Below are 21,877 nucleotides of genomic sequence, written 5' to 3'. Positions count from 1 at the left end.
ACTCGCTACTGATAACTGCTAACTGACAACTGATAACTGCTAACTGCTAACTGCTAACTGTTCACTGATAACTGTTCACTGTTCACTGATAAAAATGAACTTTATTTCGTTCGGATACGGACTGTTTCTACTGTGTATATTGGCAATTTATTGGTCTGTAGAACAACAAAAGTTGCGTCTGTGGACTTTATTTATTGCCAGCTTGATATTTTATGCGTCTAACCAAATTTATTATTTACCATTACTGTTGACGCTGGTTTTTATCAATTTTCGTTTGGGCTTAGCCCTGGGACAAAATACTTCCCCTGGAAAACATACTCTTGATTGGCGGATTTCTAATGAACAGTGGCAGTTTGCTCAAGCCGATTGGAATCGCCGTCGTTTGAAGGTTTTATGGCTGGGAATTATTTTAAATATTGTGCTGCTGTTTGGGTTTAAATATTTACCAGCTTTATTTAACTTCTTTAATTCCAGCAGTATCAATGCTGGTAACGATGATGCTTTTAAAATAATTGCACCTCTAGGAATTTCATTTTTTACTTTCGAGTGTATTGCTTATTTAGTGGATGTTTATCGGGGTGCCCCTGCTAGCAATCAATTTATTGAATTTGCAAGTTATAAATCTTTTTTCACCAAACTAATTTCCGGTCCGATTACTCGCTATCATAATCTCGCAAATCAATTTAATACCCTTGTATTTCCTAGCCCCGATAGGATAGCTGAGGGATTGTGGTTAATTGCTAGAGGAGCGGTAAAAAAAGCTCTTTTAGCAGACCATTTAGGTATTTTTGTTGATTTATCTTTCAGTAGCTTGCAGCGAGCGGGTAGCGTTGATTTATGGCTAGCGACTTTTGCTTATGGCTTACAACTGTATTTAGATTTTAGCGGTTATGTAGATATTGCTCGCGGTAGTGCTTTACTCTTCGGTTTAGTATTACCAGAAAACTTTAACCATCCCTATTTCAGTACTAGCATTGCTGACTTTTGGCGACGCTGGCACATGACTTTAGGTGATTGGCTGCGTAATTACCTTTACTTTCCCCTCGGAGGTTCTCGAAAGGGTTTAGTTCGTACCTGTTTGAACTTAATGACTGTGATGGTTATTGCCGGTATCTGGCACGATGCCGCTTTAGGATGGGTAATTTGGGGCGCATACCACGGTTTAGCATTAGTAGTGCATCGTCTCACTGATGTTATTAGCGACAAATTTGAGCCTCTGGAAAACTTCTGGCAGAATCCGGCAGGAATAATTTTAGCTTGGCTCATTACTCAATTAATGGTTTTTAGTTCGTGGATATGGTTCCGTTTACCTAACGTGCAAGATTCCTGGTTCGTAATTACTAATTTATTTGGTCGTTCGGCTGACGCGCAGTTTGCTCAAAAAGTTTATGTCGAAGCTCTTAATATTAGTCAGTATCAGCTTGCTGCCTTATTAATTGCGATCGCGTCGATCATGGCTATCTCTTATGCCCTTAACAATCGCCTCAAACTTAACCTTAATTGGCACTTGAAACTTCTATTTATACCCCTATGTCTTTGGGCTGTTTGGGTATTAGCCCCCGAAGGAAGATTACCTTATATCTATTTTGACTTTTAAGTTAGTTGATAGTTGATAGTTGATAGTTGTTAGTTCTTATTAATAGGAATGGCCGCAACTAGCAAATTTTTCTTGCAGGGTGCTTGTACACTGACTTATCAGCACGACCGAGCATTATGACAATTGCGTAATTCCTCATTAAAACAACCATCAACTATCAACTAATATAAGCTTAAGTTATATTTAACATAATTTAAATTAAACTGAGTAAATGCTCCTAAGTGAATAAACTAATGTAAAGTTGTTAATAACAGGCAAGAGAAATCACGCCTGATTATTAAAAAATAAAGCAATTATCCGAACCATGACAACCACATTACAAAGACGCGAAAGCGCAAGTGCGTGGGAGCAGTTCTGTGGATGGATTACCAGCACCAATAACCGTTTATACATCGGTTGGTTTGGTGTCTTGATGATTCCTACCCTACTCTCTGCAATCACCTGTTTCATCATCGCCTTCGTAGCAGCACCTCCTGTTGACATCGATGGTATCCGCGAGCCTGTTGCAGGTTCCTTGATTTACGGAAACAACATCATCTCTGGTGCAGTTGTTCCTTCTTCTAACGCTATCGGTTTACACTTCTACCCAATCTGGGAAGCAGCTTCTCTAGATGAGTGGTTGTATAACGGTGGTCCTTACCAGTTGGTATGTTTCCACTTCCTAATTGGAGTATTTTGCTACTTAGGTCGTGAATGGGAATTATCTTACCGCTTGGGTATGCGTCCTTGGATCTGTGTTGCTTTCTCCGCTCCTGTAGCAGCAGCAACCGCAGTATTCTTGATCTACCCCATCGGACAAGGTTCTTTCTCTGACGGTATGCCTTTGGGTATCTCCGGTACCTTCAACTTCATGTTCGTGTTCCAAGCTGAGCACAACATTTTGATGCACCCCTTCCACCAATTAGGTGTAGCTGGTGTATTTGGTGGTTCCTTGTTCAGTGCTATGCACGGTTCTTTGGTAACCTCCTCTTTGGTACGTGAAACAACCGAAACCGAATCTCAGAACTACGGTTATAAATTTGGTCAAGAAGAAGAAACCTACAACATCGTAGCTGCTCACGGTTACTTTGGTCGTTTAATCTTCCAATACGCTTCCTTCAACAACAGCCGTAGCTTGCACTTCTTCTTAGCTGCATGGCCTGTAGTCGGAATCTGGTTCACCGCTTTGGGAATCAGCACCATGGCGTTCAACTTGAACGGTTTCAACTTCAACCAGTCTGTAATCGATTCTAGCGGTAGAGTTGTAAACACCTGGGCTGATGTATTAAACAGAGCTAACTTGGGTATGGAAGTAATGCACGAAAGAAATGCACACAACTTCCCCTTAGATTTAGCTGCTGGTGAAACTGCTCCTGTTGCAGTAAGCGCTCCCGCAATCAACGGTTAATAATTGAATAATTTTGAGACGTAATTATTTTACGTCTCTACATAAAAAATGCCTTCCGAGCAATCGGGAGGCGTTTTTTGCTGTGTAATTATTTATAATTTAATCTAAATTAGAACAAATTTTTTTCCAAACATTGGACGCAATATTCCATTCCGCGCCACATATTGTTAGAATTTTTGAAAAAAGAGAAACCCATTTTGTGATATAGATTAAGTGCAGCGGAATTATCTGATTCAACCATAATAGTTAGACGTTGAAAATTAAGCTGCATCGCCTCAAATTCTACTATTTGAATTAACTTACAACCAATTCCTCGTCTTCTGTAATTTTTATCAACTAAAAGCGACTGTAAATAGCCAGTAAAGATTCCATCAGCCAATTCAATATCATAATGTTTGCGAACAAGCTGGACTGTTCCTACAATCACTGAATCAATTGAAGCTATGAAGATAATGCGCTTCCCTTCTTCATGTTCCATTACTTCCCGTCGCAGCATATTATGAACGTAAATGTCTGCATCTCGCCATAAAAAAAACAGCTGGATATCTTCAGGATTCAGTTTTCTAATTGAAATCATCCATGCCCCTGTTACTTTACCAGCAGATTTAGAAGTTAAATATTATAGGTTGCCTAAAGCTTCTAGAAATATATTTATAGCGCTTTTCATTTGAGTGCAATACAGTTTGAGAAACCTCACCCCCTTCCCCTCTCCTTGTTAAGTGGGGTGTATTCTATTCAACTGAAAACTGCTATATTTCATCAATTGTATTGTAATCAACTCCACCTACACAAACCAAACCACCCGTTTTAAGTAATTAAACATAATTAAGAGTAGTCGCTAACCAATTAGCGATCGCGGTAAATCAAGCGGAATTATTTTCACCGAATTTTGCATTGAGATACCGATTGCAACAACTCAATCCCATCATTTTCCCCAATATATGGATAAAGAATTAGCTAGTCATTGCGACAATCGTTACGTGTAGGTAAGCATTATCATCCCAGGAAACGCTGGAATTATGTCGCTGTCGCATGTCCTAGCGGACACGCTGCGCTAACGTAATCACACAGTTACGTTACTTTTGGGTAAGTCCTATGAACTAAATTCATTTAATTAAGATATATAAAGTTTTTCTCTAGAAAAAGTAACAGCATCTTCTCTTTTTTATACAAAAGTTTACATATTAGCGAGCAAATGCTATATGTATTCATATTCGTTTTATCTCCTCAAAACTTTTTTTTGAAAGCATACTCGTTAATCAATAAAGATGCATCCATATATCCATAAATAAACAAATATTAAGAAACAGCTATCTACTTAATATTGCTTTACAAACTTCAATTTTATTCGACACATATATTTATACAAATTAATTGATAAATATCTAACATTTAATGTAAAAAGTAAAATATAAACAGCCGAATATTTTTCTCTTTTCTCCACCGTCTCCCTACCATCAATTGATTTATATTTTTTCGGGTATGAGATTTAACGGGAGAAACGAAGGTTCTGTACTGTTCGGCATTTGGGGAGAAAGTACAGGACTGAATTTGTTCAAAACAACGATAGTCTTAATTAATTAGATTGAGAAAATTTGTTGTTAGCACTTTATAAAAATTCAGCCATGACCACAACTTTAAAAACACGCGAAGGCGGTAATCTGTGGGATCAATTCTGTGCATGGATTACAGACACTAACAATCGTATTTATATCGGTTGGTTTGGTGTCTTGATGATTCCAACTTTATTAACTGCAACTACCTGCTTTATCATCGCTTTTGTAGCAGCACCTCCTGTTGATATTGACGGTATTCGCGAGCCTGTTGCAGGTTCTTTAATCTACGGCAACAATATTATTTCCGGTGCGGTTGTACCTTCTTCCAACGCGATTGGATTGCACTTTTACCCCATTTGGGAAGCTGCTTCTTTAGATGAGTGGCTCTATAACGGTGGTCCTTACCAGCTAGTAGTATTCCACTTCTTAATTGGCTGCTTCTGCTATTTAGGTCGTCAGTGGGAATTGTCCTACCGCTTGGGTATGCGTCCTTGGATATGCGTTGCTTACTCCGCTCCTTTGGCATCTGCAACCGCAGTATTCTTGATTTACCCCATTGGTCAAGGTTCTTTCTCCGATGGTATGCCTTTAGGAATCTCCGGTACCTTCAACTTTATGTTCGTGTTCCAAGCTGAACACAACATTTTGATGCACCCCTTCCACCAATTAGGTGTAGCTGGTGTATTCGGCGGAAGCTTGTTCAGTGCAATGCACGGTTCTTTGGTAACTTCCTCTTTGGTTCGTGAAACAACCGAAACCGAATCTTTGAACTACGGTTATAAGTTCGGACAAGAAGAAGAAACCTACAACATCGTAGCTGCACACGGTTACTTTGGTCGTTTGATTTTCCAATACGCTTCCTTTAATAACAGCCGTAGCTTGCACTTTTTCTTAGCGGCTTGGCCGGTTGTAGGTATCTGGTTCACCGCTTTGGGAATCAGTACAATGGCGTTTAATTTGAACGGCTTCAACTTCAACCAGTCTGTAATTGATTCTAGCGGTAGAGTTGTTAGCACCTGGGCTGATGTATTAAACAGAGCTAACTTGGGTATGGAAGTAATGCACGAAAGAAATGCTCATAACTTCCCCTTAGATTTAGCTGCTGGTGAAGAAGTACCTGTTGCTTTATCTGCACCTGCGATTAATGGTTAATTATGTAGATAGGCGATGTATGTCGTTTCTGCATTAAATTCTGGAGACGTAATGTATTACGTCTCTACATAAAATAAAAAATGCCTTTCGGGAAATCGGAGGGTGTTTTTTTTTGCTGAATAATTTAAATTAACTATCAATGATACCACTGTATTTTCACTGATTGCATTGTGATTTTTATCGGCAAAAATAAATATATATTTATAAAAATTTGAATATATATTTAACTACAGGATAAATTTATATGGTAGCTGAAGTACTTAGACCCAACGTACAAGACTTACAGCAAGATGTTATTAAGTTATTAGGGCAAATTAGCGATTTAATGAGTCGTGCAAGTTCTAACCTAAGTTCTGATGAGCCTGATAACAAGTATATTGACTTTGAAAAACACATAAGAAACGAAACTAGCAAAGTTGAGAATTTGGAGCTAAGAATGGCAATTGTGGCTCCAATGAAAGCTGGTAAATCGACTATTGTGAATGCAATTGCAGGACAAGATATTCTCCCCAGTCGTAATTCTGCAATGACTACGCTCCCAACTGAAATTATTTTTGACGGTGATTTAAAGCAACCTATTTTAACTTTGAACTCTGGGGTTGTATCTGTTTTTCAAGATACTTTAGTTGCTTTACGGGAAAAGATTAAAGAGCGGGGTTTGGAAACAATAAGAGAAAGTCTTGCTAATTATCCTCATCTGCAAAAATATCCAAAATTAATTCAAGAATTAAAAGTTGGTGAGTCAATACCTCGTAAATCTGAAGGAAGGCAAAATATTGCTCTTACTTTAACAAGTTTGAATGATATTGTCAGAGTCTGCAGTATTTTAGATCCGCAATCTGACCCAATTCAATATCTGGAAGATGTTCCTAAGATTAAGACTCCATTTTGGCGTGCTGTAGGGGGTAATCAAGCGAACACTCAAGGAAAGCTCGTAATTGTTGATACTCCAGGACCTAATGAAGCTGGAGAAAATTTACGATTGCAAGCAGTTGTAGCCGAACAACTGGTTAAAAGTTCGATAGTTTTAATTGTTTTGGATTTCACTCAGTTAAAGAATGAAGCAGCAGAGAAGGTTAAACAAGATGTTCAAAGAGTAATTGAGTTAAGGGGTAAGGATAACCTGTATGTATTGGTAAATAAAGTAGATCAGCGTCGGGATGGTGACATGAATCCCAATCAGGTTCGGAATTTTGTCGCTGCTGAATTTGGTATTGATGAAATTGGGGATAAAAATCGTGTCTTTGAAATTTCTGCGAGACGTGCTTTTACTTCTGCGAATTTTTTGATGGAATTACAGCAGTCTCCAAATACGAAAGTTAGTGAATTAAAGACAGTTCGTGCTTTAGCTCAAGAAGTATTTGGGATTGATTGGGAAGAAGAATTAGAAGATGCAACAATTGCACAATTGCAGCGAAAAGCCGAGAGATTGTGGAAAAAATCTGGTTTTGAGCCATTTTTGAATGATGCGATCGCCGCTTTGATGAGAGAAGCTGCACCGAGGTGTATGAGTTCTGCATTAAAAATTGCTCGTAGTAATCTTACGATATTAAATGACGATGTACAACTTCGTAGTAGTGCAATCAATCAAGATGATGAAAAAATTAGATTAGAGTTAGAAGCGCTCAAAAAAGATTTAGAAAGTCTAAATGAATGTCGTAATCGTTTACAAGAAATAAATACAATTCGAGAGAATCTTGAGAATAATCTAGATAATCTTCTGATTAAACTAAAAAAAAATGCGAAGATGAGTCTTGAAAAATATTTTAAAGAAGAAGAATATGAACGTGGTAATGTTGTTCAAAAAGTAAATATTCAAGCAAGAGATTTTTTGTCTCAGACAATCAGTGAGTTTGAACGATTTCCACTATTTACACAATGGATTCCACGAGAAATGAAATCTCAAATCGAATTTAAAAGTTCTGGTATTTTTGAATTTAAAAATGAAGTAGAAGCAGAAAATTTTGCGAATCAAGCAGTTGCATATTCTAAAGTGAGAGCAGAAGATATTTTATCGGCAATTCGCAAACAAGCAAGAACAGAAATTGCAGCAGCACGTTCAAGTATAATGAATTTTGTTGATACGCAAACAAAGCCTATAATCAAAAACGCTCAACAAAGATTAAATGAAGTCTTTGATGTAAATCTTTCCTTACCACAACCTAATTTAGCTTCTGAGGATATAGAAGTTTCTAATCCTTACATTAAAAGAAATACTAAACATATAGAACAAGGTTATGAATATGTCGAGAGGAGAGAAAGAAAATGGTGGAGTCTGTGGTTAATTCCTGTAACAGTAAAGGAGAGGGTTAAAAAACCTGACAAAGAAGTAAAATACTTTACTGTTTATCTAGAAGATGTAATATCGCAAGTCAATGATTCTTTAGAAAAAAGTATTGATGATATCAATTCCAATATTAGGGATTATATTGAAGATGATTTTCAACAACGAATTAATATTTTCTTTAATGAATTGAATATTTATCTAACCAACTATAGTGATAACTTACGATTAGCACAAGCAGACCAAAAAAAGAAAACTGAAGAGAAAAATCAGTTAATTTATGAGCTTAATTCTTTAATATCAGAATCTAAAGAAAATATAAAAGATACCAGTTATTACTTAGAAAGAATAAAGCAGTTAATGGAGAAAAAATAATGACAAGTATTTCTCCTCTGACAAAATCACCTCATATTTAAATCAGTTCTTCCACTAACCATCTCCCAAAACTACGAAACCGTATCCTCACCGTCAGCGACAAAGCCTTAATTAACTTAGTCAACGGAATTTAAGTTATTAAATATATCTTCGCTATCTTAGAAATCGCGGCTTCTTCGGGAATTTATTCGATGAGGAATATGTTTTAATATACTTTAATCATTTTCGCAGAAGGTAACTGAAGGAAAAAACCGCAAAGACGCGAAGAGCGCAGAATTAAGAGATAATGAGAAATATTTCGTTTTCTCGACAATTTAATGGTGCGTGACGGTAAGTTGAGGTAATTTCGTTATGATTGATAAATTATCGTAACCGTCACAGCACCCTACAAAAAAATATACTAGTTACGTAAATCTTAAATTGATAACTCCTCACTCATCAATCCAAAATCCAAAATCCTTTCACCTTTAACCTTTATTTAATAGAATAAGATTCGTCATCTACCGATTAAAATGCCAGACTTAACACCCAATTCTAGTTTTAGTTTGACTTTACGTTTAGAAATCCCCAATCGTATCGGGATGTTTGCGAGCGTTACTAACGCGATCGCAGCAACTAAAGGTAATCTCGGGCAAATTGATTTGATTGAGCAGAGCAGACAGGTTTCGATTCGCGATATTACTGTTGATGCTGCGAGTACGGAACATGCTGATAATATTATTCAAGCTGTTAAGGCTTTGCCGGTGATTAGGGTTATAGATGTCTATGACCGTACTTTTAATTTACATCGCGGCGGTAAAATCAGTATTGCTAGCAGAATTCAACTTAAGAGTATATCCGATTTGGCAATGGCTTATACTCCCGGTGTCGGACGTATAAGTAGCGCGATCGCTCAGAATCCCGAGGAAGTTTACAATTTAACGATTAAACAAAATACTGTTGCTATTGTTACTGATGGTAGTGCGGTTTTGGGTTTGGGTAATTTAGGTCCGGAAGCTGCTTTACCAGTCATGGAAGGGAAAGCAATGTTGTTCAAAGAATTTGCCGGTATCGATGCTTTCCCCATCTGTCTTGCAACTCAGGATACAGATGAAATTGTGAATGTGGTGAAAAATCTGGCTCCGGTATTTGGAGGTGTGAATTTAGAAGATATTGCCGCACCTCGCTGCTTTGAAATTGAAGCGAGGTTAAGAGAGGAATTAGATATTCCGGTGTTTCATGATGACCAACATGGTACGGCAATTGTCACCTTGGCTGCTTTATTTAATGCTTTGAAGTTGGTGAACAAGCCACTCGAACAAATTCGCATTGTTATTAACGGTGCCGGTGCTGCTGGTGTTGCAATAGCCAAGTTGCTGCGTAAAGCTAAAGCGAAAGAAATTTGGATGTGTGACTCGAAGGGAATTATTTCCACGAGTCGGAATAATTTAAATCAGGAAAAGCGAGAATTCGCCGTCAAGACATCCGGTAAATTAGCCGACGCGGTAAAAGATGCGGATGTATTTATTGGTGTCAGCGCTCCGGGAGTTTTAACGCCGGAAATGGTTAAGACAATGGCAAAAGATGCAATTGTTTTTGCAATGGCTAATCCCGTACCGGAAGTTCAGCCAGAATTAGTTAGAGATGATGTTGCTGTAATCGCAACCGGGCGTAGCGATTATCCAAATCAAATTAATAATGTATTGGCTTTTCCCGGAGTATTTCGCGGTGCTTTGGATTGTCGCGCAGGCACAATTACCACTGCAATGTACCTCGAAGCAGCAAGTGCAATTGCTTCTTTAATTAAACCGTCAGATTTAAGTAAGGAGAATATCATACCCTCAGTTTTTGACGAAAGAGTATCGAGCGTAGTTGCAGGTGCGGTACAGCGTGCGGCTCGTGAGGGAGATATTGCGCGACGATGATTAAGTGAGAGAGGGGAGAGGGAGTGAGGGAGCGAGGGAGTGAGGGAGTGAGGGAGTGAGGGAGTGAGGGAGTGAGGGAGTGAGGGAGTGAGGCAGAAAATAAAAAATCATCACCCCATCACTTCGTAAGCTATTCCCAATGCCCAATCCCCAATGCCCAATCCCCCATGCCCAATGCCCAATGCCCAAATCATTCATTTAAGAATTTTAGATAATCATTACTTAATTCTTTGACTGCTGCATCGTAAAATTGTTTTCCGTGTTCTGGTGTTGCTAGTGCTGGATTGGAACCCATTCTGCCGTCGGGATATTTTTCGCGGAAGTTCGCAGCGCTGTAAATTCTGTGTCCTTTTGCTACTTCTGGTGATAGCTCGGCTTGTTTGATTGATTCTGGATATACGTATTGCGTTAAGGCAACTTCGGAAGGTGTGGCGTGAGAGCCTTCTTCATCGCCGTATAATTCCTTAGCTAATTTGTATACAGAACTGCACATAAACCAGTTTCCCATTCTGCATTTTACTTGGTCAGCGTTGGGTATACGTAAATCTGCTAAATCAAAATATGTTTCGGAAAAAGCGGCTTTGAGAGTTGCCATGTTACCGCCATGTCCGTTGATAAAGTAAAACTTGGTAAAACCAGCTTTTACTAAACAAGTTATATATTCTTTGATAACTTGAATCATAGTACTCGGACGCAAGCTGATGCTGCCGGGAAAAGCTGTGTGGTGCAGTGCCATTCCGACGTTGATTGTTGGTGCTACTATTGCTTTGGTTGATTCACCTACAGCATGAGCTAAGGATTCCGCACATATTGCGTCGGTACCGATTAATCCCGTTGGACCATGCTGTTCTGTAGAGCCTATAGGGAAAATAATACCTTGAGATTGCTGTAGATATGTTTCAACTTCTTGCCAAGTACTAAGATGCAGTAACATTTTTTGATAATTATTATGTGTGATGTCAAGCAGGGTTGAACTGAATTCTACACCGACTTCATGGCACTCGCTTCCTATCTACAAAACTTAACCAGAAGGCGATCGCGTCTAAATAAATGGCTCTTACGATAACCTTACTCGTCAAGGCTTATCAAGGATTCTACAAATTAAAATTAATTTCATTGAATTTTATAGCTGAGGGCTGATTATCGAAATCCATTAGCACTCATACTATCAATTTTAAGACTACTTTGAGACCCAATGTTTTATCAGGCGTTTTTCTGTTATTTGTAAGCGGATTAGGTCTTATTACTTAAAAATCTATATTCTTAAAAATCTTTTAAAAATCTTTCTAGAAAATAAATACAGGTTATATATAAAGTGAAATTGCAATATTTAACTTCTAACAACTAACCACTAACCACTAACAACTAGCTTCTAATTATTACTTGAGCGTCATAACCATGAGGAAATTTTAATGCTGCCTTTCGCGCTCATCTCCTATCAAAGAACACCTTATTAATTAAGACGTTGTTAAAAAGGTTGACGCTCAATTTTTATGTTTAGTCTTTTACGCTGCTATTCGACTTTATTTAAAGTAGTTTTTAGCAGTAAGATTGAATGTCTTCACCGCACTGGTCTACTAAATAGCATAAAGCCTTAAAACGCAAACTCACAAACTGCTCGTAAAGTGGGTTTATTTTGCATAAGGGTGGAATATGAGCCAGTTTTCGTCCAAGCAATACGACATCTCGTTCAAATGGACAGTCAGCTGGAATTAGTTTGGCAATAAAATGTGCTGATTTACGATTATGAATTTCTAGAGAATCCAGCCATTTACGCAAAGGTTTTAAGAAATCAATTTTTAGTTTAATTAATTGCTTTGTACTTTTTGCTTGGCCGATTAACTTTGTAAAATTATTGATTGCTTCTAACATAACTATTGCTAGTTTCCCCTCAGATTGTTCCTAATAATCCGACAAAAAATCTACAAAGGCATTCATATATTTTCTGTATAGAAATGCTTTTGCTACTTATTATTTAACCTCACCATCTATTTGGAAACTGTTCTGGTTAATACAGAATACACAGATAATATAAAGTTCCCACTTATTAATTTATTGATGGTGCAAAATGCAATTTTTGTGTGTGTCTTTAATGTAAGCGCTTATTTTTATAAGCCTGTAGTACCTATAGACAGAATTTCTTGACGATAAATTAGTTATTTACTCTTTCTTAAGCTAGATTACACTCCAATCAATCTGCTTTTCTACTACGATTTTAGTCTATTACCTATTTCGTGAAATGTCAGACATTTTACAAAAATTAATATTATTAATATTTTTTTAATAATTGTATGTATATTTGAAGAATAGATGAAGATAAATTGTCTATTGATTGACGATAAAAATCAATTATTACGTCCGGGAATGGGGAAAAGCCGGTAGCAATTTTATCAGTTCTTAACTTGCAAGTTATTTGCTTCTAGTTTCTCCATTCCTCCGAAGTAAGTTAACCACAGTACTACTACTAGCCAATGGATGCAGATGATTATCCATAGCGAACCGGTAAGAGCGTAAGTTATGGTACAGGTGATTCCTAAGAGGGCTGCTAAAGTCAGAAAAATCGGCTGGAAGAAGGTGGGGTATCCATTTTTATACAAAGTTTTGGCGTTCAATGGGTGGTAAATTATGAATATAAATAAGCTTAATGCTGCCCATAAGCTCCAATCTTGCCAGTTGATGACTTCTGTAGGATGGGGAATAAATAAAACTCGGAAAATTAATTCTTCTGTAATCGCAGGTGTTATTAGACAACGTAATGCAAACATAAGATAGTCTGATGGCGTGGCTGCCCATATCTGGAATTGCAAAAATCCGGTGGAGAAGCCAAAGGGTAGCGCTATAGTTGTGTAGATTGCAATTGCTAGAGCCGCAATCAACCAATCATGTAGAGTGGGAATGAATGCAGAAGCTAAAATACGATTGAGAAGAATTGATAATATAGGCACGTTGGTAAAAGGGAGTTTGATTTGTCCGAGTATGGGCGTGGCAGCTAGAGGTGCGATCTCGCGATTCCATCCTCCGACTTGATAAGTTTGTAGAAACCATAATTTTGCTTTTTGTTTCCAGAATAAAGTTGCTAGCTCATCCTGTGCTTGTCTGGGCATCATTGTTCTCCAGCTTGTTAATGCAGCCCATATACTAGAGTCTCTAAAAGTTTCTTTGGTGTCGCTAATTCCAGCTAATGAGTTTATACTGCTTTCCCAATCAGAACGTATTATTCCCAAGGGTAGTAATTGTTTTTCTAGGGCTGAGCTAAGGGAGGCTAGTTGTTGGAAGCGTAGGGTTTGGGGATGGTTGGGATGTGTTTGCAGCCCGGTTTGAATTTTTGGATTTAATTTAATTTTTTGCTTAATAATTTTGATAGCAGCGTAAAGTGCTTGGGAGGAGTCTTGAATGCAGGAAGTCGCGGGTGTGACGGTAGCGCTTCCGGTACCATCTCCAACTCGGTAGCGTGCCATCATTATTTTTAATTGATGCTCAAATTCTGTTAATGGTGAGATGGTGATGTTATCAAATTTGTAATCTTGAGTAACTGGTGCGAATTTGACGAGAATATCGACAACTGGACGAGTAAATAGCCATCCTCGCTGTAAGTTGCCCATGTAGTTTGCCCAAGAATGAGTTGCGGAGATGATTCCGTCGGTGTTATGGGCATAAACTTGATGATATTTGATGTCAAATTCTAATTTTTTGGTGAAGGGGCTGCGGATTATTTCGGCAACACCAAATGCAAAGTGTCCGGTGATGGTTTTTGGTACGCCCAGGGGTTCGGCTTTTTCACCTCCAATTCCCCCGAAAACGTTGAGTATTATGGCTTTATCTCCTTCTTGCCACTGGGAGACTGGATATTCAGATTTGGCTGGGGTGGAGTCAATTAAAGTTTTTGTTAGAGTACCTTTATCTGAAGGGTTGATTTGCCAATATTTTTTTAGATAATTTTGTGCGGTTTTAGTTTCTGTAATTATTGCGTCGGGTTCTAATTCAAATAAAGAATGTGGTGCTAATGCTTGAACTGTAAATATACCTTCTTTGTTTTTAGCACCGTAAATATACCACCCTTTGGTTGCTGTTGATTCTGCTAATTTGTTTGTTGTTGATGGAGCAATACCCCGCGTATCTACAACTTGTTGGGGTATGTAAATTGTTTCTTCGTCACCGTCAAATTTATTTGATTCTGAATTAAAATGACGAACTTTAAAGAATTTTTGATTATTATCTTGATTATTGTTTTGTTTAATAATATCTACTAAAGCGTAAAAGCGTCCAGTTGCTAATACGGGTTCTCGATCAATTTGTAGATATGAAAGGTTATTAGTTTCTGCAACTTCTGCATTATCCAAAGTAACAATTACATCATCCTGGGTTCTTGCCGCTGCGAGAGATTGTAGCGGTTTTACCTGAAAACGATTATTTAAGCGTTGCGGATGAAGAATTCCTTGTTTTTGGCTTTTGAAAGTTGCAGGTGTGAAGTTAACGTCTCTTGTAACCGCTTTGACGTAGGATTTTAACTCTGGTTGATTTTTCCATTGCAAGCGGACTGTTTTTCCGATGAGATTTTTTGCTGAGGGAGGTGCATACTGAACTTCAAACCATACCCAGTCAGAATTTAAGTTGGTTCCTTTGATTTCTTGAGTTTTTGGTAAAATTAATCTCCCTACCCAGCTACCAACTGGTTGATAGAGTTTTGGGTTTACGGTTTGGGTTAAGGGGTAATATTGTGGTTGGTTGAAACTTTGTTGGGAATGGATTGAATAATTACTTGGTTGACTGGCTAAGAGTGGTAGAAGAAAACCAAGAGTTGTACAAATAATCAGCGCGATCGCGAATAATCTTAGGCGAAATTTTCTTGTGTTAATCAACCTCCTATTTATTGATAATTTAGATAAATGCATATTCTGAAAGTTATAAACCGCTTGAGTTACTAATGTAGAGGTTAACAACTGTTACTATGTTCCGCAATACTACGGATAAATAACCGTGCAAAATTATTTATCTTTAACAAGAATTGATTTAATTTTCGCCGAGAATAAAACCCCGGAGACAGTAAATATACGGTTTTGAGACAGATTATAGCTTTTGATAACCGTATTTTTAAGTATTTTGTTTTGGTAAAGACTGTTGGAAAGCGATGACATAAAGAGTGTAAATATGTAATTTTAGATTAACACCAAAACAGTCACTCCTTAATTAGTTAGTTATCGGGTTGCTTACAGGTAAAGGTAAATGTAACGATAGTTGCTTTTCGGTTGGAATGCAACTATCACTTCCTACAATTTTTAATTAGCTTGAATATAGATAAATAAAAATAGAATAAGCTCCGCTAACACTCTATAAGAGTGGGGCTACTGATGCAAAGCCTACCTGCGTAGGCTAAATTCGGCGCATCTTTATAAAGAAATGATATAAGATGTATTTTGATAGATGTTTAAAGAATTTGCGATAAAAATTTACGAGTACGTTCTTCTTGAGGATGATTAAAAAAGCTTTCAGGTGTTGCTGCTTCGACGAGATTTCCACTATCCATTAACACTACTCTATCAGCAACTTCACGGGCAAATCCCACTTCATGAGTTACGACTACCATTGTCATTCCCTCACGAGCTAGATTTCGCATTACGTCTAGTACTTCTCGCACCATTTCTGGATCTAAAGCTGAGGTGGGTTCGTCGAACAACATAATTTTCGGCTTCATTGCTAAAGCTCTCGCGATCGCAACTCGTTGTTGTTGTCCACCGGAAAGTTGTCCGGGATATTTTTGGGCTTGTTCTAGAATTCCCACTCTTTCTAATAATTGCATTGCTAATTCTTCGGCTTTGGGTTTAGATAATTTTCGTACCCAAGTTGGAGCTAAAGTAATATTTTTAATTACGCTGAGATGGGGAAATAAATTAAATTGTTGAAACACCATTCCCACTTCACGACGAATTGTTTCAATATTTTTTAAATCATGGCTGAGAGTAGTTCCATCAATTTCAATTTTTCCTTTTTGGTATTCTTCCAAAGCATTAAAAGTACGAATAAAAGTTGATTTACCAGAACCAGAAGGTCCCATTAACACAACAACTTCCCCACGATTTACAGTTAAACTAACTCCTTGGAGAACGTGAAATTTACCGTACCATTTATGAACATCTTCGGCGATAATTATTGGGTTTTGTTGTGACATTTTTATTTTGGAGGGGGTAGAGAGGGAAGAGAGGGTAGAGGGGGAAGAGGGGGTAGATTAAATTATTTATAACTGTTTGCTGTTCACTGTTCACTTCTCACTGTTCACTGTTCACTGTTCACTGTTCACTGCTCACTGCTCACTGTTCACTGTTCACTGTTTCCAATTTCTGAGATAGTAAGGACATTGAATAACAAAATATCCAGTAAATTAAGCCGATAAATAAATAAACTTCTGCATAACGACCTAAGAATTCTGGTTGAGCTAATATCGTTCGGGCAATTCCTGTTAATTCGAGTAATCCGACTAAAGATAGTAAAGAAGTATCTTTAAAAAGTCCGATAAATTGACCGACGATAGCAGGAATTACAGCACGTAAGGCTTGCGGTAATACGATTAACAATAATACTAAAGCTGGATTTAATCCCAATACTTTGGCTGCTTCAACTTGTCCTTTTGGTACAGATTGCAATCCTCCTCTGACATTTTCTGCCATATAAGCAGCACTAAATAAGATTAAACCAGCTACACCACGCAATACTCTATCCAAACGGATTGGTAAAAATAACGGCAGCATTACTTGAGCTAGGAATAAAATTCCTATTAATGGTAGTCCCCTGATAATTTCAATATAAAGGATGGAAAACCATTTTACTACTGGTAGATTGCTGGTTCTTCCTAAAGCTAGTAAAATTCCAATGGGGAAGGATAGTGCAATACTGATTGCTGCCATTAACAAAGTTAAAAGCAAACCATTCCAATCCGAACTAGATACCGAACGCAATCCCAATCCACCGCCAATTAAATATAGAATAATCGGGAAAGATAATAACCATGCAAAGGCTAAGTATGCTGAAATTGATTTAGCAAACTTTTTTCCCAATAAAAAACTAATTACTATTGAAAAACCAATACCAATTAACCATAAACGGGAATTAATATCTACAGGTAAAACTATTAATAAAAAACCGAATAAAAAAGCTGTAATTATGATAGTTATTTTAGAAATATTTTGTTTTGCTATAAATACACCAACAGTTAAAAAAGTTAGTGTAGAAGCAATTAAACTTGAAATCCAAACTCGCCAATAAAAAGATTGTGGATATCTCCCAACCATGAATAAACGTAGGTTGGCTTCGATAACCTGCCATTGTGCTTGAGTAAATATCCAGTTAAGTAAATTCCATCCGAAGAAGAAGATAATTACTAAGCAAATTATCGTAAATAAACTGTTGTACCAGGTGTTGAATAAATTTTTATTCATTAGTGGTTAGTGGATAGTTGTTAGTTGTTAGTTGCTATGAAAATTAGTTATTAATTTAAATTTATCTACCTTTAACCTTTGACTTTACCTCCCTATATTTCTTTAATCTGAACTGCTCTATTAAACAAGTTCATCACTAAGGAAATAGTTAAACTAAATGTTAAATAGGTAAGCATGATTAACAACATTACTTCTACTGCTTTCCCGGTTTGATTGAAAGTCGTAGAAGCAACAAAATAAATATCGGGATAACCAATAGCAATTGCCAAACTAGAGTTTTTAGTTAAGTTTAAATACTGACTGGTTAAAGGTGGAATAATTACTCGTAAGGCTTGAGGGAATATTACCAAGCGCATGATTAAACCGGGTTTTAAACCCAGAGAACGCGCTGCTTCCCATTGTCCTTTTGATACCGATTGAATTCCAGCGCGAACAATTTCGGCGATGAATGAACCTGTATAAAAAACTAAACCAATTAATAATGCCGCAAATTCTGAAGAAAATTTTATCCCTAAAAATTCTAAACCATCTTGACTCAGATAAATTAATCCTGCCAAGGAAATTCTACTGTTTACATTGGGGAAACTTAGAAATACTGCTGAATACCAAAATAACAATTGCAAAAGTAGGGGCGTATTACGAAATATTTCTACATAAATTAAAGCAATATTCCGCACCAACCAGTTATCGGAAAGTCTGGCGATTCCGGCAGCTATACCCACGATGGTAGTCAGAATAATTCCAGCTACGGCAACTCGTAAAGTATTAATTAAACCAACCCATAAAGCGCGACTGTAAGCATCGGTAGGTTGATATGGAATAGGAGTTTCACCGATATCAAAAGATGCTTCCTGTCGCAGAAAATCAAATCCAAATTCGATACCTAAACGCTGTAAATTACGACTGACGTTAATAAATAAAATGCTGAGAATTATTATCGCCAATATTACAGCAATAACTTGGGTTGCTATTTTCCAAAAACGGCTATCTCGTAAAAAAGACATATCAGTTAACAGTGAGCAGTGAGCAGTGAGCAGTTAACAGTGAGCAGCGAGCAGTTATTAATTATCAACTATGGCTACTTTTATAACTAATTGATAATTTGTAGTTAGTTTTATAGAGTTTTTACAGGAACTTTTACATAAACAGATACCAACAGAACATTTATTTTTTATTCATTTTTATAATTGATAAATAACTCTTCACTGTTCACTGCTCACTGTTCACTGATTACCGGAATGGCGGAGAATACAACAATCCTCCTTTTGTCCAAGGTTGATTGCGATTATCTCTAGGTAAATTAAGTTTGGTTTTCGTACCTAAGTTCCGTTCGTAAATTTCGCCGTAGTTACCGACGTGTTTAATGATTCTTGCACCAAAGTCATTTGGTAAACCTATTCCTTCCCCTAAATCTCCTTCAACCCCCAGCAAACGCCGGGTTTCTGGATCTTTAGTAGTTGTTTTTAACTGTTCTACATTCTGTGAATTAACATCTAATTCTTCGGCTTTGATAACTGCATTTACTACCCATCTCACGGTGTCTCCCCATTTTGGATCTCCGTCTGCTACTGCTGGTGTCAGTGGCTCTTGAGATAATGCTTCTTCTAAAATTATGTGGTTTTCTGGTTTGGGTAAAGTGCTACGTCGGGAAATTAATTGGGATTTGTCGGATGTGACTGCATCGCAACGTCCCTGTTGATAGGTTGCATAAGTCGTGTTTACATCTTCAAAAACTACGGGTTTATACGTAATTCCGCGTTTTCGCATTTGGTCTGCTAAATTCTGTTCGTTGGTGGTTCCGGTTTGAGTACAAATTGCTTTTCCTTTTAAGTCTGCTAAAGATTTGATATTACTATCTTTGCGTACCATCATTCCTTGACCATCGTAAAATACTACGGGTGCAAAGTTTAAACCGACGGAAGTATCGCGGCTCATCGTCCAGGTAGTGTTGCGGCTGAGGACATCTACTTCCCCGGTTTGTAGTGCCGTAAATCGTTCTTTAGCGTTGAGTTGACGGAATTCTACTGCCAAGGGATCGTCGAATAATGCAGCTGCGATCGCGCGACAAATATCTACATCAAGTCCGCTATATTCACCGCTAGTATCTACAAAACTGAAGCCTGGTAATTGTCCGCTGACTCCACAAATTAGCTGTTTGCGATTTTTTACGGCATTTAAACGACTGTTGCTATTTTCTGCTGATGGTTCGGCAACACAGGAAGATATGGCAAGGAAAATGGGTAACAATAAAAGTAATTGTTTGAATTTATGCATTAACGATTTATATACACTGATGGATTGCTTAATAAACAATATCAGATAGTTTTGAAGTCGGTAAATTTTCTTTTGTGCAATATTTCTGTAGAATATAGCCCTCACCCTGGAAGGGTGGGGCTAAAGCAGCAAAGCCCATCTGCATGGGCTATTTAATTTAAAGAAAAATCATTTATAGCTTTTTTTATCGGAGAGATATTGGAAGGTTGAAATGGCTATTAAATTAAATTCTGGTTTTGAAATTCTGTATTTTAGCGACTTGAGCTATCAAGGGATGACTGTGGAAATCAAGTATAAGGGACAACAAGTTGCACAAATTAATAAAGATAAAGGTGTTGAGCAGATGGAGATAGAGATATATTCGCAGTACGTGCATCCAGATTATTTATCGGAGTTGAAATTTCCGCTTAATGATTTTTTGGAAGCTGTGGATAAAGCTAGAGAAGCTTTGGGGGATTTGTAAAATTATCTGTTTAGCATTAATATTCTTGCGGTATTCTGACACCATGAGAGGCGTAGATGCAGAAACCGTCATTGTATTGAATAGCTGGTTTATCTTCAGCGTGTAAATTTCCTTGTTCGTCAAATAAGATTTGCTGGGGACGATTATGAACTAAGCAAGAATCTGGAAAAGCGAAAAACCGGTCGCACTGCTTATGTATGTCTAAACAAAATTTAACTATAGAATAATTTTCTATCTTAATTTCGTAAATACAAAAATCATACCACCCATAATATCTCGATAGACAATCAATTCCTAATTTATCTAGGTCAAAATCATCATAAAAATCACAATAACAAATTTCTTTAATTAACTGTTTTGTAATCTCTTCATGTAAAAGACTTAAGATTTGTTGTTTTTTACTGTGTAATTCAAAATCTATCTGCAATCCAAAGGGGACATTGATAATTTGCTCCAATCTTTTTGACCATACACTTATTTGCTCTCCTAAACTTCGTCCATCTAATTTACAAAAATTATGTATTGCAGTCATATTATTGTAATAATAATTTTCGTATATTTCTCTCTGTGTTATATATTTCGCTAAAGCATAAGGACTATCAAAGAAAATAATTTTTGGTTCTGCACAACCAATTAACGCATAAATTTGTTTAATAATTTGTGTTACTTCCCTTTTGTCAATCGACTCAATGGAAAGCATAATCTCTCGCCATTTTTGTTTATATAAAGGAATCAAAGCTTTTTGCTCTGGAGTAAGTAATTTCATAATCGAGATTTATATATTTAATTTTAAAAGTAATAGTGCGTTACTAATTATGCTAGCCGCACCCTGCAATTATTGCGGTTTTCACTTCAGTGCAATACAAATATGACCTCACCCCCATCCCCTCTCCTTGTTAAGGAGAGGGGATGGGGGTGAGGTGACGGAATGTATGGTACTCAACTGAGATTCGCTATATATCCACAAAAAAACCGGTTGTTTTTAAACCGGGTTTTTCAATACAGATTTTTTTCTCAACTCAACTTATATCGCAATAACAACCCTTCTTCATCTTCTTTGATGATTTCATAATTGTTTTTCAGTAGATTATTCAGCTTCATTGCTAATGCAATCAAGAAAATAATAAACATGATGATTTCTGGAACAATTAAGATTTTGAATCCTACTAGAAATCCAAATGCCATTAAATTAGCTAATAGTGTAAATCCAATAATTAAACTAACACCAGCAATTGTAACTATATTTTTGTAATCTTCTTCTGTTGCAAAACTCAGTCTTTCGATGAATTTGCCGATATCAGTAGCTAATTGAGCATCAACGACGATGATTTCTTCTGCTTTATTGATGAGTGCTTCTTTCAGTTGTTCCTTGGTACTTACTACTGCAACCACGAGTTTTTCTCCTTCTAAGAAATGATTGATGTGCGGAGGAGGCTTCGAGTAATATTCACTTTT

General features: G+C 37.1%; 16 protein-coding genes. 6 read left to right on the top strand and 10 right to left on the bottom strand.

Annotated features, from left to right (window positions below):
* Positions 1 to 94 precede the first annotated feature (94 nt).
* Complete coding sequence (locus RIV7116_RS09535; RefSeq protein ID WP_015118088.1) at positions 95 to 1,597, top strand: MBOAT family protein; 1,503 nt, start codon at positions 95 to 97, stop codon at positions 1,595 to 1,597.
* Between the two features lie 304 nt (positions 1,598 to 1,901).
* Positions 1,902 to 2,984, top strand: a complete 1,083-nt coding sequence (gene psbA / locus RIV7116_RS09530; RefSeq protein WP_015117135.1) for a photosystem II q(b) protein — start codon at positions 1,902 to 1,904, stop codon at positions 2,982 to 2,984.
* 109 nt (positions 2,985 to 3,093) lie between these two features.
* Here the strand turns inward: psbA (RIV7116_RS09530) and RIV7116_RS33745 are convergent, their stop codons facing one another.
* Positions 3,094 to 3,561 carry a GNAT family N-acetyltransferase gene (locus RIV7116_RS33745; RefSeq protein WP_015118087.1) on the bottom strand — a complete coding sequence of 156 codons (468 nt, stop codon included), beginning with the start codon at positions 3,559 to 3,561 and terminating at the stop codon, positions 3,094 to 3,096.
* Positions 3,562 to 4,609: 1,048 nt separating this feature from the next.
* Here RIV7116_RS33745 and psbA (RIV7116_RS09520) point away from each other — a divergent pair.
* From psbA (RIV7116_RS09520) to RIV7116_RS09510, 3 genes are all read left to right on the top strand, one after another.
* Positions 4,610 to 5,692 (top strand): photosystem II q(b) protein, encoded by a 1,083-nt coding sequence (gene psbA, locus RIV7116_RS09520; RefSeq protein WP_044290843.1) that lies wholly within the window; start codon positions 4,610 to 4,612, stop codon positions 5,690 to 5,692.
* Positions 5,693 to 5,936: 244 nt separating this feature from the next.
* Entirely contained in the window at positions 5,937 to 8,351 is a 2,415-nt protein-coding gene (locus RIV7116_RS09515; protein ID WP_015118085.1) for a dynamin family protein, read from the top strand.
* A 512-nt stretch (positions 8,352 to 8,863) separates the two neighbouring features.
* Positions 8,864 to 10,255 carry a malic enzyme-like NAD(P)-binding protein gene (locus RIV7116_RS09510; protein WP_015118084.1) on the top strand — a complete coding sequence of 464 codons (1,392 nt, stop codon included), beginning with the start codon at positions 8,864 to 8,866 and terminating at the stop codon, positions 10,253 to 10,255.
* A gap of 190 nt (positions 10,256 to 10,445) precedes the next feature.
* Here the strand turns inward: RIV7116_RS09510 and RIV7116_RS09505 are convergent, their stop codons facing one another.
* The 7 genes from RIV7116_RS09505 to RIV7116_RS09475 form a co-directional block, all read right to left on the bottom strand.
* A complete protein-coding gene (locus RIV7116_RS09505) occupies positions 10,446 to 11,189 on the bottom strand; it encodes a creatininase family protein (protein ID WP_015118083.1) in 744 nt (247 codons plus the stop codon).
* A 605-nt stretch (positions 11,190 to 11,794) separates the two neighbouring features.
* Positions 11,795 to 12,127 carry a Mo-dependent nitrogenase C-terminal domain-containing protein gene (locus tag RIV7116_RS09500; protein ID WP_015118082.1) on the bottom strand — a complete coding sequence of 111 codons (333 nt, stop codon included), beginning with the start codon at positions 12,125 to 12,127 and terminating at the stop codon, positions 11,795 to 11,797.
* Positions 12,128 to 12,645: 518 nt separating this feature from the next.
* Positions 12,646 to 15,147 (bottom strand): type II CAAX prenyl endopeptidase Rce1 family protein, encoded by a 2,502-nt coding sequence (locus RIV7116_RS09495; RefSeq protein WP_015118081.1) that lies wholly within the window; start codon positions 15,145 to 15,147, stop codon positions 12,646 to 12,648.
* Between the two features lie 533 nt (positions 15,148 to 15,680).
* Entirely contained in the window at positions 15,681 to 16,421 is a 741-nt protein-coding gene (locus RIV7116_RS09490) for an amino acid ABC transporter ATP-binding protein (protein ID WP_015118080.1), read from the bottom strand.
* Between the two features lie 139 nt (positions 16,422 to 16,560).
* Positions 16,561 to 17,685 carry an amino acid ABC transporter permease gene (locus RIV7116_RS09485; RefSeq protein WP_015118079.1) on the bottom strand — a complete coding sequence of 375 codons (1,125 nt, stop codon included), beginning with the start codon at positions 17,683 to 17,685 and terminating at the stop codon, positions 16,561 to 16,563.
* A gap of 92 nt (positions 17,686 to 17,777) precedes the next feature.
* Positions 17,778 to 18,689 carry an amino acid ABC transporter permease gene (locus RIV7116_RS09480; RefSeq protein ID WP_015118078.1) on the bottom strand — a complete coding sequence of 304 codons (912 nt, stop codon included), beginning with the start codon at positions 18,687 to 18,689 and terminating at the stop codon, positions 17,778 to 17,780.
* Positions 18,690 to 18,915: 226 nt separating this feature from the next.
* Positions 18,916 to 19,959: a transporter substrate-binding domain-containing protein gene (locus RIV7116_RS09475; RefSeq protein ID WP_015118077.1), complete on the bottom strand. Its 1,044-nt coding sequence runs from the start codon at positions 19,957 to 19,959 to the stop codon at positions 18,916 to 18,918.
* A gap of 211 nt (positions 19,960 to 20,170) precedes the next feature.
* On the opposite strand from RIV7116_RS09475, the gene RIV7116_RS09470 reads away from it, so the two are divergent.
* Entirely contained in the window at positions 20,171 to 20,422 is a 252-nt protein-coding gene (locus RIV7116_RS09470) for a hypothetical protein (RefSeq protein ID WP_015118076.1), read from the top strand.
* Positions 20,423 to 20,438: 16 nt separating this feature from the next.
* Here RIV7116_RS09470 and RIV7116_RS09465 read toward each other — a convergent pair whose 3' ends face one another.
* Both RIV7116_RS09465 and RIV7116_RS09460 read right to left on the bottom strand, forming a co-directional pair.
* Positions 20,439 to 21,188: a DUF6745 domain-containing protein gene (locus RIV7116_RS09465; protein WP_015118075.1), complete on the bottom strand. Its 750-nt coding sequence runs from the start codon at positions 21,186 to 21,188 to the stop codon at positions 20,439 to 20,441.
* A gap of 248 nt (positions 21,189 to 21,436) precedes the next feature.
* Positions 21,437 to 21,814: a hypothetical protein gene (locus RIV7116_RS09460; protein WP_015118074.1), complete on the bottom strand. Its 378-nt coding sequence runs from the start codon at positions 21,812 to 21,814 to the stop codon at positions 21,437 to 21,439.
* Positions 21,815 to 21,877: the final 63 nt, after the last annotated feature.

The sequence above is a fragment of the Rivularia sp. PCC 7116 genome (assembly GCF_000316665.1).
Lineage (GTDB): Bacteria > Cyanobacteriota > Cyanobacteriia > Cyanobacteriales > Nostocaceae > Rivularia.
Note: the sequence above shows the minus strand (reverse complement) of the source record. Positions and strands in the feature narration are given on the sequence as shown.

Bases quoted from the DNA above. Each gene is read 5' to 3' on its own strand.
- RIV7116_RS09535 (WP_015118088.1), top strand. From the start codon at position 95: ATGAACTTTATTTCGTTCGGATACGGACTGTTTCTACTGTGTATATTG.
- RIV7116_RS09485 (WP_015118079.1), bottom strand. From the start codon at position 17,685: ATGAATAAAAATTTATTCAACACCTGGTACAACAGTTTATTTACGATA.
- RIV7116_RS33745 (WP_015118087.1), bottom strand. From the start codon at position 3,561: ATGATTTCAATTAGAAAACTGAATCCTGAAGATATCCAGCTGTTTTTT.
- RIV7116_RS09500 (WP_015118082.1), bottom strand. From the start codon at position 12,127: ATGTTAGAAGCAATCAATAATTTTACAAAGTTAATCGGCCAAGCAAAA.
- RIV7116_RS09480 (WP_015118078.1), bottom strand. From the start codon at position 18,689: ATGTCTTTTTTACGAGATAGCCGTTTTTGGAAAATAGCAACCCAAGTT.
- RIV7116_RS09505 (WP_015118083.1), bottom strand. From the start codon at position 11,189: ATGTTACTGCATCTTAGTACTTGGCAAGAAGTTGAAACATATCTACAG.
- RIV7116_RS09515 (WP_015118085.1), top strand. From the start codon at position 5,937: ATGGTAGCTGAAGTACTTAGACCCAACGTACAAGACTTACAGCAAGAT.
- RIV7116_RS09490 (WP_015118080.1), bottom strand. From the start codon at position 16,421: ATGTCACAACAAAACCCAATAATTATCGCCGAAGATGTTCATAAATGG.
- RIV7116_RS09470 (WP_015118076.1), top strand. From the start codon at position 20,171: ATGGCTATTAAATTAAATTCTGGTTTTGAAATTCTGTATTTTAGCGAC.
- RIV7116_RS09495 (WP_015118081.1), bottom strand. From the start codon at position 15,147: ATGCATTTATCTAAATTATCAATAAATAGGAGGTTGATTAACACAAGA.
- RIV7116_RS09510 (WP_015118084.1), top strand. From the start codon at position 8,864: ATGCCAGACTTAACACCCAATTCTAGTTTTAGTTTGACTTTACGTTTA.
- RIV7116_RS09475 (WP_015118077.1), bottom strand. From the start codon at position 19,959: ATGCATAAATTCAAACAATTACTTTTATTGTTACCCATTTTCCTTGCC.
- psbA (WP_015117135.1), top strand. From the start codon at position 1,902: ATGACAACCACATTACAAAGACGCGAAAGCGCAAGTGCGTGGGAGCAG.
- RIV7116_RS09465 (WP_015118075.1), bottom strand. From the start codon at position 21,188: ATGAAATTACTTACTCCAGAGCAAAAAGCTTTGATTCCTTTATATAAA.
- psbA (WP_044290843.1), top strand. From the start codon at position 4,610: ATGACCACAACTTTAAAAACACGCGAAGGCGGTAATCTGTGGGATCAA.